Source organism: Halorubrum sp. Atlit-28R, from assembly GCF_003665955.1.
GTDB lineage: Archaea > Halobacteriota > Halobacteria > Halobacteriales > Haloferacaceae > Halorubrum > Halorubrum tropicale.
The window spans coordinates 144,583-159,416 of the sequence record NZ_QPLS01000004.1 but is presented as its reverse complement, the minus strand read 5'-3'; the positions used below and the strand labels follow the sequence as shown (position 1 = coordinate 159,416).

Here is a 14,834-nt window from a genome sequence, read left to right as displayed (position 1 = left end):
GAATATTCACTACCGTGATAAACGGAACTCCGGCAGAGGTCACTCATACTCTGTCCGAAGCCGATTCCGTGCTCCGTCGCGCGTTTTGAAGTATCGCCGTTCGCCCTCCGCCGTTCGAACAGCCCAATCGTACGTCTCGCTATCAGGACGGTACCAGTGGTCAGCGTACACGTCGAACGCAGACGCGTCTCCGCCGTCCGAGTAGGTCTGTTCGTCGTCGGTATCGGAGGAGTCTTCGTTCGACCCTTCGGGGCTAGCGTCTGTCTCGGTCTCCGCCGCATCCTCGACGAGGAGCTCCTCCTCGACCAGATCCGTATCGACGATCATCCCCGGACCGTAGCCGTTGTCAAGCGCTGCTTCCGTGGCCGTCATCAGAATCTCTTGGATGTCTCGCACCGATTCGTCGTCGGAAGAGACCGGCTCGTAGGTCCCGTCGCTTTGCATCAGCCATCGACGGCGGTTGTCCGTTAGCGACGCCTCCAAGATGAACCGGAGCTGTTCGCGCAGTTGCGTGTCTTCGACCGGCGTGACCGCTTCCACTCGATAGTCGAGATTCCGGGTCATCCAATCGGCGGACCCGATGTACCACTCGGGGCTGCCCCCGTTCTCGAAATAGAATATCCGCGCGTGTTCGAGGAATCGACCGACGATCGAGTGGACGGTGATGTTCTCACTCAGTCCGTCGATACCGGGACGGAGTCGGCAGATGTCCCGGACGATCAAGTCGATCTCGACGCCGGCCATCGAGGCACGGTAGAGTTCCTCGACCATCGACGGGTCCTCGAGCCCGTTTACCTTGACCACCATCCGTGCCCGTCGACCGGCGCGAGCGTGCTCGGCCTCGCGTCTGACCATCTCCGTGAACCGCTCACGCATCGTGACGGGCGCGATCAGGAGCTTCCGGAAGCGATCGTCGATCGTCGGTCCGGTAAAGAAGTTGAACACTTTCGTGAGATCGAACCCGATGTCCCGGTCGGCCGTCAACAGCCCCAAGTCGGAGTACCCTTTCGCGGTCCCGGAATGGTAGTTTCCGGTCCCGATGTGCGAGTAGAGCTGAACGCCGTCGTCTTCCTGGCGCACGACGAGTGCCGTCTTCGTGTGCGTCTTCAGTCCCACAGTGCCGTACGCGACGTGGATCCCTTCCTCCTCGAGTTGCCGTACCCATTCGAGGTTGTTCTTCTCGTCGAAGCGAGCCTTGAGTTCGACCATCACCGCGACCTGCTTCCCGTTGTCGGCGGCGTTGATGAGACTCTGAATGACCTTCGAGTCGCTCGCCGTTCGATAGATTGCCGCCTTCACCGCCAACACGTCGGGGTCGGTCGCCGCCGCGTTGAGGAACCGCTGAACGGTACCCTCGAACGAGTGATACGGATGATGCGCCAGGATGTCGCCGTTCTTGATCTCGTCGAATATCCGCGCCGTCTCGTCGCTGGCCTCGCTCGTCACCGAACCCAGTCGCGGATGCGGCTTGGGTGACCACGCCGGGAGTTTGAGGTCGGGCCGGTCGTGGTCGATGAGTTCGAAGAAGTCCTCGAAGTCGATCGGCCCCTCGCGGTGGAACACCTCCCGGTCGGCGACCTCGAGTTGATCTTTGAGAATCGCCAGCGACTCGTCGGGCATGTCGGCGTCGACCTCCAGCCGGACCACCGTCGCGAAGCGTCGCTGTTCGATAACGTCCTCGACCATATCGACGAGGTCTTCGGCGACCTCTTCGTTCCGCCGCACCTCTGCGTTCCTCGTCACCTTGAACTTCGAGACGTCACGGATGTCGAGGTCCGGAAGTAGCAGATCGAGATTCCGTTCGATGAGGTCCTCGATGAGAACGTACCGGTCTGCCTCACCGGGGACGGTGATGAAGCGGGGTTGGTTCGGCGGAATCTTGATCCGAGTGAACGTCGGCTCGTCGCTCCCGGTCGACGAGAGAACGGCGAGCGAAAGCGAGAGGTTGGAGATGAACGGGAACGGGTGAGCGGGGTCGAACGCGAGCGGCGTCAGCGTCGGTAGGATGGACTCCTCGAAGTGCGTCCGTAGCTGTGCTTGATTCTCGTCGGAGAGTTCGGCAGGGGTACAGATCTCGATCCCGTTGTCAGCGAGCGTCGGCTTGAGAACGGACTGCCAGTACGCTGACTGTTGTGTGAACAGTGGTCGCGCGGCGTCGAGCACCTCGACCCACTGCTCTTTCGGTGTGCGTCCGTCGGGCGTCGTCTTCGTCACGCCGGCGTCGATCTGCTGTTTGAGTCCGCCGACGCGCTTCATGAAAAACTCGTCAGTGTTCTTCGTGAAGAACGCGAGAAACCGGAGCCGTTCGAGCGGCGGATTCCGATCGTCCATTCCCTCTCGGAGAACTCGCTTTTGGAACGCCAACTCGGAGAGTTCTCTGTTGAGGTAGTACTCCGAGTCCGTGAGGTCTCTCTCGGTCACGGCATCACCCGCGCGGAGAGCGTCGATACCGCGGAGCGACTCCGGAACGTGTGAGATGTGAGCTGCCGTGCCGCCGCTGACACGGTGACGGCGGCTCCATCTGGACGAGTGAGCGGCGCTCGGTCGGTGAATCCACCTGAGCGTGGACGGTTACGCCTCAACATCGAACTAGAGAGACGAAACCTCGACGGAAGAGGTTGACGCTGACTGGGACCGTTCGCCGCCGGACAGTGCGCCGTCCGGGAGCCATGTGTCGTCGCGGCCGGTCCACTCTTTGGTCGGGAGTCGGCGGTGGCTCTCCGAGGGCACCACAATTTCAGTCGCGTCCGAAACGATCCCGTACTTCCGGATTGCCACCTTGGGTTCATCGAGATCGTGGCCGCGCAAGTGAGTCTCCGCCTGCGAGGACAGTTTCTGTTTCGAGTACTCGTTTCGTCGGCCTCCAAGCGCGCGGACAGCGTCACAGATCGGACACCGAAGGACCACGGCCGGTTTCATAGCCAATCGGTGAACTGCTAGCTATAAGAATCCCTATTAATAGGTCTATATATCAATATGATATATGTAACAATAAGCGATCTAGCTCTCGGTCGAGGCCCAACGTTCGAAACGATCCTCGTGTGAACCGCTGTGCGTGCGTGATAGTGCTACGGACGATATTCGCCTTGGTAGCCTCGTTGGAGGACCCATGTCTTGATAGCTAATGCTGGCGGAGCTCCGACGCGTCGGCGATCGTCTGAAACTGCGTCGGATCTCGGAGGAACCCCCGTCCTGCGTCGGCGATCGCCGACCGATCGATGTACTCGATGCCGTCGCCATACACCGCCAGGACCGGCTCGTCTCGGAAGTCGCCGATCGGGCGAGACGTGGTACACTCCACTGCGACGTACGTGTCTCCCGGCAGCGTCGGCGCGTCAGCGTACGCTCCCGGGAGGTCGTCTTGGTGAACGGCCGCCAGCATGTGACCGGGGAGGACCCCCACCGCGGTTCGATAGCCGAACGCCGGCTGGGAGAGCATTCCGGCCAGCAGGTACGTGAGGTCCTCACAGTCACCACGGCCGTCGACTAGGGTCTCCTCGACGGTTCGAATGTAGTCCGGCAGTCCCGTCGATTCCGCGTCGGTCACGTACTCGAGCGAGTGGACGAGTCCGATCGCTCCTTCAAACCGAACCGACTCGGGGAGCGACCGGTGAGCGCGGTCATCCGTCACGCTCGCGTCCGCGAGCAGGTCCGTGAGCCGCTCGGCGTGACCGCTCGCCTTCGCCGCCTCGAAGCCGCTCAGGTATCCGTGCGTCTCGTCGACCGCCTGTCTGTACGCGGACCGCTCGAGTCGAAACTCCAGACGCCACTCTCGCCCCGCCCGGTCCGTCCACTCGTACGTCATCGCGTAGCCGTCCGCAGTCCGTTCTCGGGAGGCCGCACCGCCCTCGTCGACGGGTGCTGGCCGCGTCGGTTCGGCAGAGAAGAGAGACGACGCCACGGACCGCAGATCGGACGGGTCGACCACAGAGGAGACGACGGCCCCGAACGCGACTCGATCCAGCGCGGAGCCAAGGAGTTCCCGTCGTTTCAGACCCACCGAGGGATCACCTCAACCTCACCCGTTACCGGGGAAGGCACCTGGGTACTCGTCGGCCGGGGCGGTGGACCTGTCCCGGGCGAACTGCGTCGAACCCCTCGCCCTTCTCTCCGGCCGCGCTCGGGGTGTGTTCGGGCGGTTATCGGAAGCATTCCGGCTCGATGACGGAGTCGAGATCAACCGTCACCCACGCCGACATCCGCTCGTCGTCAGTCGCGTCAGCCGGGAACACCGTGACCCGGTCGGGGCCCGACGAGCGCCTGTCGACCTGATGAACCAGATCTGTGTACGGGGGGGTCGTCGATTTCGGTCCGGTCGTCTCGGGGGTCGTCGGCGTCCGATTAGTGTCCGTTGTCATCCGTTACTCGGTCGGGGCATTCGGCGGCCGGTGCTTGAACCCTTATAATAGGTGACCGAACGCGTCGGCATCTGACCAGTGGACTATATACTCGTCGTGACCGGTCCGCTACGCTCGGTCTCGCTCGGCGAAGACGACCTCATTCTGAGTGTTAACTACGACTGCCTTCGGTCAAAGTAACACGCCGATGTCGCGGTCTCGGACGTGGTCCGGAACGGTGTCCTTGAGCCACCCGCGAACGCGCTCGGGAGGGCGGTCGAGCGCGCGACCGACGCGGGCCCGTCCGGCGTCCGGTGTTCGGCAGCGTACCCGCGAACACGGCGGTAATCGAGAACCTTCTCCCACGGGTCTGGATACACGCGATCGCCGTGAGTTCGAGCAGGAACTTTTGCCGTGGGGTCCAGAGAAATTAATACACATCAACAATTTTGACTCTCTCCGTCCAATTTTCTGCGCTGATACTCATGCCAATAAGTACATAAGGCAGTTAGATGAATGGGTGTACAACCAGCAACCGATCCGAACGAAGACAGAGACAGACAGGCGTCGGCGGCGGCGCTTACGTCTCCGAGATCTCGTTCGTCGGTGGCCGCTGGGTTCAAACAATGAAACCAAGCAACCAATCCAACGCGGACGACAGGGCAGTGAGTCCCGTTATCGGTGTCATCCTCATGGTCGCAATCACTGTCATCCTGGCGGCCGTTATCGGGACGTTCGTGCTCGGACTCGGCGATCAGTTAGGAGATACCGCTCCGCAGGCGAGTTTCGATGTGGATAGTGCCGGCGATAATGCTGCCGGCGATACTACACTCAACATTACCAAAACTGGAGGACAGGATATTCCGACCAGTGATCTCGTTTTGTCGATTGACGGGGTAAGGTATGATAATGCCACGGTCAGTGGTAGCGGCGACTGGCAAACTGGTGAGACAAGGACCTACACTGAAGACAGCTCAGGCGACTTCCCGTCCGGAGAAGCTACGGTTCAGATTGTTCACGACCCGAGTGGGAACGTGATCTTCGAAGCAACAGCCGACTTCAGTACGTAACCGGGCTGTTAGTCCCTCGATCGGCTTTCTATTATTGTTCGATACCGCAATCCGAGTACATCGGTGTTGAACTTCTGGATCGTGAATACATCCGCGTCGGACCCCACGGGGTCGCGTCAAGAACCCACTTCCGCGAGGTTTCACGCTCGCACCAAGAGTTCGAGTAGCGTCTGCAGTTCACCGTTCTCGGGGAAGGGCACCAGGTACGAGCGCTCCCCCCGCAGATCCGCACCCACGAGTCGTACTCGAGACACCGGTGAGCAGGTCCTTGTCGTCGCCGTGAACTCGACCGAACCGCGACAGGAGGTGCGACCCGCACTTCCGACGGACCCCGGACTCGTCCGACTCGATCCGGAGGTCCATCATCCGGAGATCGCCCCGACGTTGGTCGGGTCGATCGGCCGACGCGAAGGGGTCGCGATCGGTGCCGCATTCAACCCGATCTTAGGACCGGGTTTCGAAGAAGACTATTCGTCTGCTTCCGTGGCTTAGCAAGTCGCTGCGGCGGAATTGGCAGTGGTCGTGAAGCGGTTCGTGAGGAAGCGGGCGCGACGGGATTTGAACCCGCGGCATCTTGGTCCGGAACCAAGTGCTCTGTCCGCTGAGCTACGCGCCCTCACGAGGCGATACCCGCGGAGCGCGTTTAACCCTTCTGACTCGGATCCTCGGCCGCCGGTCGCGGATCAGTCTGCCACTCGAAGGCGCCGGCGTCGACCGCCGCGTCAGTACCGCCGTCGGTCCGGGCGCGGTCAGTCGCGTCGCTCTCGGCGTCGACGTCTCGGTGCCGCTCCCGCCAAGTATGTTCGACCATGTCCGCGCCGCCGTCAGAGAGGTGTGGGCCTCGCAGCGGCGACGTCTCACGATCCGCGAGGCTTCGTCGGACACCAACGGTGGTACGCGGCCGGGATCCATCGGCTGCGCGATAGTCAATTATCAATTCTGATTCCGACGGCGCGCAGTTTTATGCTATCGTAGTCGTACTATCTAGCAGAACTGACTGTGACCCTCCGGCCATCCGACACGTCGACGCCGGGCCGCGGCGCCGACGAGGGCGACGCTTCGAACACCGACGACCGATCGGCGGTCGACGCCCCCCGCACGGACACCGCATCGGCGTCGGCCGGCGCGGACGCGACGCCCGCCGAGAGCCGGTCCCGGGTCACCGAGGCGGACCGGTTCCTGCTGGCCGTGGCCGTCGACGGCGAAGTCCTGTTCGCGGGGCCGTCGGCGCCGGACGTCGTCGGCGTGGACCGCGGCGAACTCGTGGGCAGCGACCTCCTCGACCGCGTCCACCCGAGCGACCGCGAGCCGGTCGCCGACGCGCTGTCCGCGGTGGCGACGAGCCGGACGGTCACCCACCGCATCCGCCGCGCGAGCGGCGGGTACGCGTGGGTCGAGTCCGTCGTCGACGAGGAGCTCGCCCCGCAGTTCGCCGGGCGGATCGTCACGGTCCGGCGCGTCGACGTCGACCGCACCTTCCCGGAGCGCTACCGCGCCTTCCTGGAGTACGGCAGCGACCTCGTCACAGTCGTCGACGGAGACGGGGTCGTCGTCTACGAGAGCCCCTCCGTCGCGGAGGTGCTCGGCCACGAGCAGGGGTCGACCGTCGGGCGCTCGCCGCTCGGCTACGTCCATCCGGACGATCGCGAGCGCGTGACGGAGCGGTTCTATCGCGCGCTCGGCGAGCCGGACGCGTCCCCGACGCTGGAGTACCGCTACCGCACCGCCGACGGCGACTGGGTCTGGCTGGAGTCGCGGACCCGCTCGCTGCCGGCCGACAGCCCAGTGGGCGAACTGCTCATCAACTCCCGGGACGTGAGCGCCCGGAAGGCGCGCGAGCGGCGGCTCACAGACCGGAACGAGCGGCTCGACCGCTTCGCGAGCATCGTCTCGCACGACCTGCGGAACCCGCTGTCGGTGATCCGGGGGTCGATCGAGATGGCGCGGCTGCGCGGCGAGACGGAGCCCCTCGAACGCGGCGAGCGCGCCGTCGACCGGATCGACCAGCTCGTCTCGGAGCTGCTCACCCTCGCGCGACAGGGGACCGGCATGGACCAACCGACGGAGTTCGCGCTCGCGAGCGTCGCCCGCGACGCCTGGGAGACCGCCACCGAGGGCGAGGAGAACGCGGAGTTGGTCGTCGCCCGCGACGCCCGGGTGTACGGCGACCGCGGTCGGGTGCGACAGGCCTTAGAGAACCTGTTCCGCAACGCGACCGAACACGCGAATCCGGACGCAAACGAGTCTGAGGCACCCGAATCGGGGGAAGACGTGCCCGAGTCCGGCGGCGACGCAGACGACCTCACCGTCCTCGTCACCGCCACCGACGAGGGGTTCCTCGTCGCCGACGACGGGACCGGCATCGACCCCGACGACCGGGAGTCCGTGTTCGACTCCGGGTACACGACGCGAGCGGACGGGACGGGCTACGGGCTCGACATCGTCCGCGAGGTGGTCGAGTCGCACGGGTGGCGCGTCGACCTTCGGACGACCGCGGACGGCCCCGTCGGCCTCGCCGACGGCCGTCGGCTCCGGCCGCCGGACGGCGCCTGCTTCGAGGTGTGCGCGCCCGACCCCGCCGACGCCGACCCGGGCGAGCCCTGGATCGAGGCGTGAGCGAGGCGGCGCGCCGCCGCCCCGGTCGACCCGGCGCGTTTATTCCCCGCGGGCCGCAAACTGACCCGTGAGCGCCGCCGACGTCACGATCCGAGGCGCCGAGTCCGCCGACCTCCTCGCGGTGGTCCGGATCGAGCGGGCCTGCTTCTCGGACCCGTGGCCGCACGACGCCTTCGAGCGGCTGCTCGACGAGCCGGCGTTCCTCGTGGCGGAGCGGGCGGGCGCGGTCGTCGGGTTCGTCGTCGCCGACCGGACCCCGAACCACGGCCGCGACATCGGCCACGTCAAGGACCTCGCCGTTCACCCCGACGCCCGCGGCGAGGGGGTCGGCCGAACCCTCCTCCGGTCGGCGCTGGCCCGCCTCCGTGCGACCGGCGTGGCCGTCGTCCGGCTCGAAGTGCGCGAGGGGAACGACCCGGCGCGGTCGCTGTACGCCGACGAGGGGTTCGAGCCGATCCGCCGGGTCGGCGGCTACTACCGCGACGGCGAGGACGCGCTCGTGCTCGTCGTCGACCTCGCGGCGTGGGCCGAGGGCGATGAAAGCGGCGGACGGGGCGAGCCGCGTTGACACGCCACGGGTGGTTCCGGTTCGCACGCATATCGGTCCGCCGCGCGGGGTTTGACAAGGCTTAGTGTGCGGGAGGCCGACCTGAGCGGTATGAGTTCGGTTCCCGAGCGGTCCGAGATCGACACCGAGTACAAGTGGGACCTCGACGGCATCTACCCCGACGACGAGACGTGGGAGTCGGCCTACGAGACAGTCGCCGACCGGGTCGACGAGCTGGCCGCCTACGAGGGGCGGGCGGTCGAGGACGCCGCCACCCTCCTCGAACTGCTCGAACTGCGCGAGGAGATATTCCGTGAGCTCCAGCAGGTGATGACCTACGCCCGCCTGCGCAGCGCCGAGGACACGCGGAACCAGGAGTACCAAGCCATGTCCGCGCGGGCGTCGTCGCTCGGCTCCGAGGCGTCGAGCGCGGTCTCGTACCTCGAACCGGAGATCCAATCGCTCACGGAGTCGGACGTCGAGGCCTTCGTCGACGACGAGCCCGCCCTCGCCGAGTACGAGCACTACCTCGACGACGTCCTGCGAAAGAAGCCGCACACGCGGTCGAGCGAGGTCGAGGAGGTGCTGGCGGACCTCTCGGAGGTCACCGACGCGCCGAGCGAGATCTACTCGATGCTGACGAACGCCGACATGACCTACGGCGTCGTCGAGGACCCGGACGGCGAGGAGGTCGAGATCACGCAGGCGAACTTCACGAAGCTCCAGACGAACCCGGACCGCGAGTTCCGCGAGCGCGTCCACGAGACGTTCTACGACGAGTGGGCCGACGTGCGCAACACGGTCGGCACCTCCTTGGAGAAGGCCGTCCGCGAGCACGTCACGAGCGCCGAGATCCGCGACTACGACTCCGCGCGGGCCGCCGCCCTCGACGACTCGAACGTCCCGGTCGAGGTGTACGACACCCTCGTCGACACCGTCGACGACAACCTCGACGTGCTCCACCGCCACGCGGAGCTGAAGGCGGCGGCGCTCGGCGTCGACCAGCTCCAGAGCCACGACCTCTACATGTCGCTGACTGGCGACCAGGGGCCGGACGTGGAGTACGAGCAGGCCCGCGAGTGGGTGATCGAGGCGGTCGCGCCGCTCGGCGACGCCTACCAGGAGCGGCTGGCCGAGGGACTCGACTCGCGGTGGGTCGACGTGTACGAGAACCGCGGGAAGCGCTCGGGCGCGTTCTCCTCGGGCACCTACGACACCCAGCCGTACATCATGATGAACTACCAGGACGACATCGCGTCGATGTACACGCTGGCCCACGAGCTCGGGCACTCGATGCACTCGGAGCTGGCGGGCGACGCCCAGCCGTGGCACGACGCGAGCTACGAGATCTTCGTCGCGGAGATCGCCTCCACGGTCAACGAGACGCTGCTCACCCACCACCTGCTCGACACCGTCGAGGACGACGAACTCCGCACCCACGTCCTCGACGAGTACCTCGAACGCTTCCGCTCAACCCTCTTCCGCCAGACGATGTTCGCGACGTTCGAACAGCGGATCCACGAGCGCGTGGAGGCCGGCGACGCGCTCACGCCCGACGCCTTCGACGAGATGTACGGCGACCTGAAGAGCGACTACTACGCGCCCGCCGAGCTGACCGGCGGCATCGAGCGCGAGTGGCAGCGCATCCCGCACTTCTACTACGACTTCTACGTCTACCAGTACGCGACCGGCATCTCCGCCGCGGCCGCCATCGTCGAGCGCGTCCTCGACGAGGGCGAGTCCGCCGCGGCCGACTACCGCGAGATGCTGAAGGCGGGCGGCTCCGAGTACCCGCTCGACGTGGTCGAACTCGCCGGCATCGACATGGCCTCGCCCGACCCGGTCGAGTCCGCGGTCGGCGTCTACGACGACTACCTCGACGAGATCGCGGCGCTGCTCGACCTCGAATAGTCGGCTCGGCGCGATCTGACGGGCGTTCCATTTTATAAATAAAAATGCGGTGGCGCGCCGGTGAGCGGCCGCCACCGGCGGCCGCGAACCGCCCGCGAGGGAGTCGGGCGCACCGAGGGCGACCGCGGGGAGCCCGACGGACGCGCCCAACGAGGCTGGGGAGGCGTGAGGCTGCGGTTGCGGTGCGGGGTGGGACTCAAAGGGGCAGTCGCGAGGGCGAAGCACGGCGACGTAAGCACTGGAACGAGGGAGCGAAGCGACCGAGTGAAGCGCGTGGTTCGAAACGGCGAAGCCGTTTCGTCATCGCCGGAAATCTCCGATTTCCGGCTAGCAGTCAGAATGCTCCGCGTTCTGACGACATCACGAGACGCCGGAGGCGTCTCGAACGACAGCGAGCCGCGCGAGCCCTCGCGGCTGGGGCTTTGCCGGTGTTCACCGCTAGTCTCCGGTCGAGTGTTTATAAACCACCAACTGAGCGGATAGCGGGACCCGTTCCCGATACGGCGTCGACCGCTTATGAATACTCTCCGTCCCGGCACCGATTTACCGCTTCCCCGCAAGACGAGTACTCATGGACGAACGCGTACGCGAGCACGCCGCGGTGCTCGTCGACTGGAGCGCGCGGGTGGAGGCCGGCGACGACGTCGTCGTCAGCGTCGCGGAGGACGCCCACGAGCTGGGCGTGGCGGTCGCCGAATCCCTCGGCGAGCACGGGGCGAACGTCACGACGCTGTACGGGTCGAGCGAGGTCTCGCGCGCCTACCTCAAGGGCGTCGAGGCCGGGACCGACGGCGACGTCGAGGCCGACGACTTCGAGTCGGACCCCGCCGTCGACCGCGCGATCTTCGAGGCGGCCGACGCCTACCTCCGTATCGGGGGCGGACGCAACACCACCGCGTCGGCGGACGTGGGCCGGTCGACCCGGCAGGCGTACGCGACGGCGCGCAAGGGCGTCCGCGAGGCGCGGATGGACACCGACTGGGTGTCGACGGTCCACCCCACCCGCTCCCTCGCCCAGCAGGCGGGGATGGCCTACGAGGAGTACCGCGACTTCGTCTACGACGCCGTCCTCCGCGACTGGGAGTCGCTCGCCGAGGAGATGGCGCAGATGAAAGACGTGCTCGACGCGGGCGACGAGGTCCGGATCGTCACCGAGCGCGACGGCGCGCCCGACACCGACGTGCGGATGTCGATCGCGGGCCGCACCGCGGTCAACTCCGCGGCCTCCGTCGCGTACGACTCCCACAACCTCCCGAGTGGCGAGGTGTTCACGGCGCCGTACGACACGGAAGGCGAGGTCTTCTTCGACGTGCCGATGACCATCGACGCGACGCGCGTCCGGAACGTCCGCCTCGCGTTCGAGGGCGGCGAGGTCGTCGACTTCTCGGCCGAGGCGGGCGAGGACGCGCTCGCGGACATCCTCGACACCGACCCGGGCGCCCGGCGGCTGGGCGAGCTGGGCATCGGGATGAACCGCGGCATCGACCGGTTCACCGACTCGATCCTCTTCGACGAGAAGATGGGCGACACCGTCCACCTCGCGGTCGGCCGCGCCTACGACGCCTGCCTCCCCGAAGACGAGTCCGGGAACGACAGCGCGGTCCACGTCGACATGATCACCGACGTGAGCGCCGACTCGCGCATGGAGGTCGACGGCGAGGTCGTCCAGCGGAACGGGACGTTCCGGTGGGAAGGCGGGTTCGAGGAGTAGGCCGGAAGGACGGTCGCTCCGTGAGAGGCCGCCGGCGCCGTCGAAATCCGCAACTAGTGGCACGTTCCCATAGGCGCGCTGAATGTAGAGCGCGTATTTCCGGCCCTCAGTTGGCGTGTGACCGGACAGTGATGGGCGATATTAGAACTGATACGTGGATCGGAATGTATACCACCGTGACAGACCGCCGTGCTGATATGAGTGGCAGTCAGGTCGCCTGCGCCGAAGTGAGCGATGGACGGTAGCCGTGACCGCGGCGTCACTACCGTCGTTGCCACGATTCTCATGGTTGCGATCGTGGTGATAATCGCTGCGACTATCGGCGTCGCCGTTCTTGACTTCGAGAGCGGGCTCTCCGAACCGCAAGAGCTGCGCGGGTTCAGCGACGCCGAGGTAACGCTCGGTCCCGAACACCGAGCGTGGGGCGGGTGGAACGATGGGAACAGTACCCCACCTCGCGGAGACATTGACGTCGTTCGAGTGCCCTACGTCTCGGGGCCGACCTTCCAGGGCGACGAGATCGGTTCGATACTGGTTCGCTGGGAGGGCAGCGACGGCGAGGGCGGTCAGGTCCGGTTCCTGAACCCGAACCGCTTCGACGCAGACACCAATCAGACGTTTCACGACGACGACGTCGGCGAGTTCTGTACCGGCGATTTCGCCGTCGGTGAAACGCTGACGATCCGGATGGCACACAACCGGTATCAAGCGGGGGGAACCGGGACCGATGTGGAAGATATTGGTGAGCAGTACGTCGAGTCGAACCAGAACGACATCGCTCGCGGCGGCGACGAGCCCTTCTTCCGGGTCGAAAACAGGTATCCGGTCTATTTCAGCGGTGACCGCCCGATGGAGCCGGGAGACTCGGTCGAGATCCTCTTCATCGGCGTCAACGACGAACAGCCCATCGCCAAAACGACCGCAGTCGCAACCGCGGCGACTGGCGAACCCACGGAGCGGGACAAGCCGGCGTGTCCCTGAAACTCGTCGACCGTCGCGGAACCGCGCACATATTGCCACGGGGTCGACACTGGCCCTGAGGTGATGTCTGCCCCATGATATACGACGCGGCTTCCCGGCTCGCAGGCGGTGTATTCGCTGGTCCACGACGCTACTTGTCCTCTTGTTCGGAAGATCCAGATTTCGCGGTCGAACAGGGTATCGGACGATACAGAGGGCACGCTCTATCGGTTGAGACAGCGGTCAAACAAAGATATCGCAGCCCTCGTGCTGACTGTATCCCTTGTATCTCGCACGCAGATCGTGGCAGTCCGAAAGCGTAGTAACGGAGCCACCCAGTCGGAGGCAGGCGGACCGCGGTTACGCCGTCGCCGCCTCGATGGCGGCCTCCAGGTCGGCGACGATGTCGGCCGGGTCCTCGATGCCGACCGACAGGCGCACCATGTCGGCGGTGACGCCGGCGGCCTCCTGTTCTTCCTCGGTCAGCTGCTGGTGAGTCGTCGACGCCGGGTGGATGAGGAGCGTCTTCGCGTCGCCGACGTTCGCGACCAGCGAGGCGAGGTCCGCCTCCTCGACGGTCGCGCGCGCCGCCTCGTAGCCGGCCTCCAGGCCGAAGGTGAGCATGCCGCCGTACCCCCCGTCGAGGTACTCCGTCGCCTCCTCGTGGGTCTCGTGGTCCTCCAGGCCGGGGTAGTTCACCCACGCGACGTCGCCGTGGTCCGCGAGGTACTCGGCGACGATCCCGGCGTTCTCGCAGTGACGGTCCATCCGCAGCGGGAGCGACTCGGTCTGCTGGAGCGTGTTCCAGGCGTCGAACGGCGACTGCTGGTCGCCCAGGTCGCGCAGGCCGCGGGTGATCGCGGCGAAGGTGAAGGCGGCGTCACCGAACCGCTCGGCGAAGTTGATCCCGTGGTACGCGGGGTTGTCCTGCGCGATCTCCGGGTACTTCTCGGCGTGATCGGCCCACGGGAACGAGCCGCCGTCGACGACGACCCCGCCCACGGTGGTGCCGTTGCCGGTGAGCCACTTCGTCGTCGACTCCCAGACGAGGTCGGCGCCGTAATCGAGCGGCCGGCAGAGGTACGGCGTCGCGAACGTGTTGTCGACGAACAGCGGGGCGCCGTGCTCGTGGGCGATGTCCGCGATCCGCTGGATGTCCGGGGTGACGAGGGCGGGGTTGCCGATCGTTTCGAGGTGGACGTAGGCGGTGTCCTCGTCGATGGCCTCGGCGTACCCCTCGTAGTCGAGCGGGTCGACGAACCGCGTCGAGACGCCGCGGCGCTCGACCGAGTGGGTGAGGTAGGTGTACGTGCCGCCGTACAGCGCCGACGAGGAGACGATGTTGTCGCCCGCCGAGGCGAGCAGGAACGTCGTCACGTCCAGCGCGGCCATGCCCGAGGCGGTCGCGACCGCGCCGACGCCGCCCTCCAGCGAGGCGATCCGTTCTTCGAGGGCGGCGTTGGTCGGGTTCATCAGCCGGGAGTAGACGTTGCCGGCCTCTTCGAGGGCGAAGAGGTCCGCCGCGTGGTCGGCGTCGTCGAACTGGTAGGCGGTCGTCTGGTAGATGGGCGTCGCGCGGGCGCCGGTCGCCGGGTCCGGGTCCTCGCCGGCGTGGACGCTTCGCGTGCTGAATTTGGGGCCGTCTGTCTCCTCGTCGGATGGCATGCTATCAGGTTCGGCCG

11 protein-coding genes, 1 tRNA gene and 1 pseudogene are annotated in these 14,834 nt (G+C 66.0%); 6 read left to right on the top strand and 7 right to left on the bottom strand.

The genetic code is table 11. From position 1 onward, the window contains the following. Positions 1 to 39: 39 nt before the first annotated feature. From ppk1 to DVK06_RS19240, 4 genes and pseudogenes are all read right to left on the bottom strand, one after another. Positions 40 to 2,421 carry a polyphosphate kinase 1 gene (gene ppk1, locus DVK06_RS08195; RefSeq protein ID WP_199718614.1) on the bottom strand — a complete coding sequence of 794 codons (2,382 nt, stop codon included), beginning with the start codon at positions 2,419 to 2,421 and terminating at the stop codon, positions 40 to 42. Positions 2,422 to 2,589: 168 nt separating this feature from the next. Beyond that, positions 2,590 to 2,919: a hypothetical protein gene (locus DVK06_RS08190; RefSeq protein WP_053770378.1), complete on the bottom strand. Its 330-nt coding sequence runs from the start codon at positions 2,917 to 2,919 to the stop codon at positions 2,590 to 2,592. 202 nt (positions 2,920 to 3,121) lie between these two features. Beyond that, positions 3,122 to 3,928, bottom strand: coding sequence for a hypothetical protein (locus DVK06_RS08185; RefSeq protein WP_233561644.1), 807 nt, complete (start codon positions 3,926 to 3,928; stop codon positions 3,122 to 3,124). Between the two features lie 628 nt (positions 3,929 to 4,556). Beyond that, a pseudogene (locus DVK06_RS19240) lies at positions 4,557 to 4,762 on the bottom strand (hypothetical protein); the annotation flags it as partial. Between the two features lie 201 nt (positions 4,763 to 4,963). On the opposite strand from DVK06_RS19240, the gene DVK06_RS08170 reads away from it, so the two are divergent. Next, complete coding sequence (locus tag DVK06_RS08170; protein WP_199718612.1) at positions 4,964 to 5,407, top strand: type IV pilin; 444 nt, start codon at positions 4,964 to 4,966, stop codon at positions 5,405 to 5,407. 543 nt (positions 5,408 to 5,950) lie between these two features. On the opposite strand, the gene DVK06_RS08165 is transcribed toward DVK06_RS08170, so the two are convergent. Together DVK06_RS08165 and DVK06_RS18645 are read right to left on the bottom strand one after the other, a co-directional pair. Next, positions 5,951 to 6,023: transfer RNA gene (locus DVK06_RS08165), tRNA-Arg, on the bottom strand. Positions 6,024 to 6,050: 27 nt separating this feature from the next. Then, a complete protein-coding gene (locus tag DVK06_RS18645) occupies positions 6,051 to 6,218 on the bottom strand; it encodes a hypothetical protein (RefSeq protein ID WP_158600067.1) in 168 nt (55 codons plus the stop codon). Between the two features lie 188 nt (positions 6,219 to 6,406). Here DVK06_RS18645 and DVK06_RS08160 point away from each other — a divergent pair, with 188 nt between their 5' ends. The 5 genes from DVK06_RS08160 (at position 6,407) to DVK06_RS08140 (ending at position 13,173) form a co-directional block, all read left to right on the top strand. Beyond that, a complete protein-coding gene (locus DVK06_RS08160) occupies positions 6,407 to 8,023 on the top strand; it encodes a PAS domain-containing sensor histidine kinase (protein ID WP_121599941.1) in 1,617 nt (538 codons plus the stop codon). 67 nt (positions 8,024 to 8,090) lie between these two features. After that, on the top strand, positions 8,091 to 8,591 hold the full coding sequence (gene rimI / locus DVK06_RS08155; protein ID WP_053770375.1) for a ribosomal protein S18-alanine N-acetyltransferase: 501 nt from the start codon (positions 8,091 to 8,093) through the stop codon (positions 8,589 to 8,591). Between the two features lie 90 nt (positions 8,592 to 8,681). After that, complete coding sequence (pepF, locus tag DVK06_RS08150; protein ID WP_121599940.1) at positions 8,682 to 10,481, top strand: oligoendopeptidase F; 1,800 nt, start codon at positions 8,682 to 8,684, stop codon at positions 10,479 to 10,481. A gap of 571 nt (positions 10,482 to 11,052) precedes the next feature. Then, the gene (locus DVK06_RS08145; RefSeq protein WP_121599939.1) at positions 11,053 to 12,192 is read left to right on the top strand and encodes an aminopeptidase; all 1,140 of its coding nucleotides are present in this window, start codon (positions 11,053 to 11,055) and stop codon (positions 12,190 to 12,192) included. 234 nt (positions 12,193 to 12,426) lie between these two features. Next, positions 12,427 to 13,173, top strand: coding sequence for an archaellin/type IV pilin N-terminal domain-containing protein (locus DVK06_RS08140; protein WP_121599938.1), 747 nt, complete (start codon positions 12,427 to 12,429; stop codon positions 13,171 to 13,173). 339 nt (positions 13,174 to 13,512) lie between these two features. Here DVK06_RS08140 and DVK06_RS08135 read toward each other — a convergent pair whose 3' ends face one another. Then, on the bottom strand, positions 13,513 to 14,817 hold the full coding sequence (locus DVK06_RS08135; RefSeq protein WP_121599937.1) for an O-acetylhomoserine aminocarboxypropyltransferase/cysteine synthase family protein: 1,305 nt from the start codon (positions 14,815 to 14,817) through the stop codon (positions 13,513 to 13,515). Positions 14,818 to 14,834: the final 17 nt, after the last annotated feature.

Bases quoted from the DNA above. Each gene is read 5' to 3' on its own strand.
- pepF (WP_121599940.1), top strand. From the start codon at position 8,682: ATGAGTTCGGTTCCCGAGCGGTCCGAGATCGACACCGAGTACAAGTGG.
- DVK06_RS18645 (WP_158600067.1), bottom strand. From the start codon at position 6,218: ATGGTCGAACATACTTGGCGGGAGCGGCACCGAGACGTCGACGCCGAG.
- DVK06_RS08140 (WP_121599938.1), top strand. From the start codon at position 12,427: ATGGACGGTAGCCGTGACCGCGGCGTCACTACCGTCGTTGCCACGATT.
- DVK06_RS08170 (WP_199718612.1), top strand. From the start codon at position 4,964: ATGAAACCAAGCAACCAATCCAACGCGGACGACAGGGCAGTGAGTCCC.
- DVK06_RS08135 (WP_121599937.1), bottom strand. From the start codon at position 14,817: ATGCCATCCGACGAGGAGACAGACGGCCCCAAATTCAGCACGCGAAGC.
- DVK06_RS08145 (WP_121599939.1), top strand. From the start codon at position 11,053: ATGGACGAACGCGTACGCGAGCACGCCGCGGTGCTCGTCGACTGGAGC.
- DVK06_RS08190 (WP_053770378.1), bottom strand. From the start codon at position 2,919: ATGAAACCGGCCGTGGTCCTTCGGTGTCCGATCTGTGACGCTGTCCGC.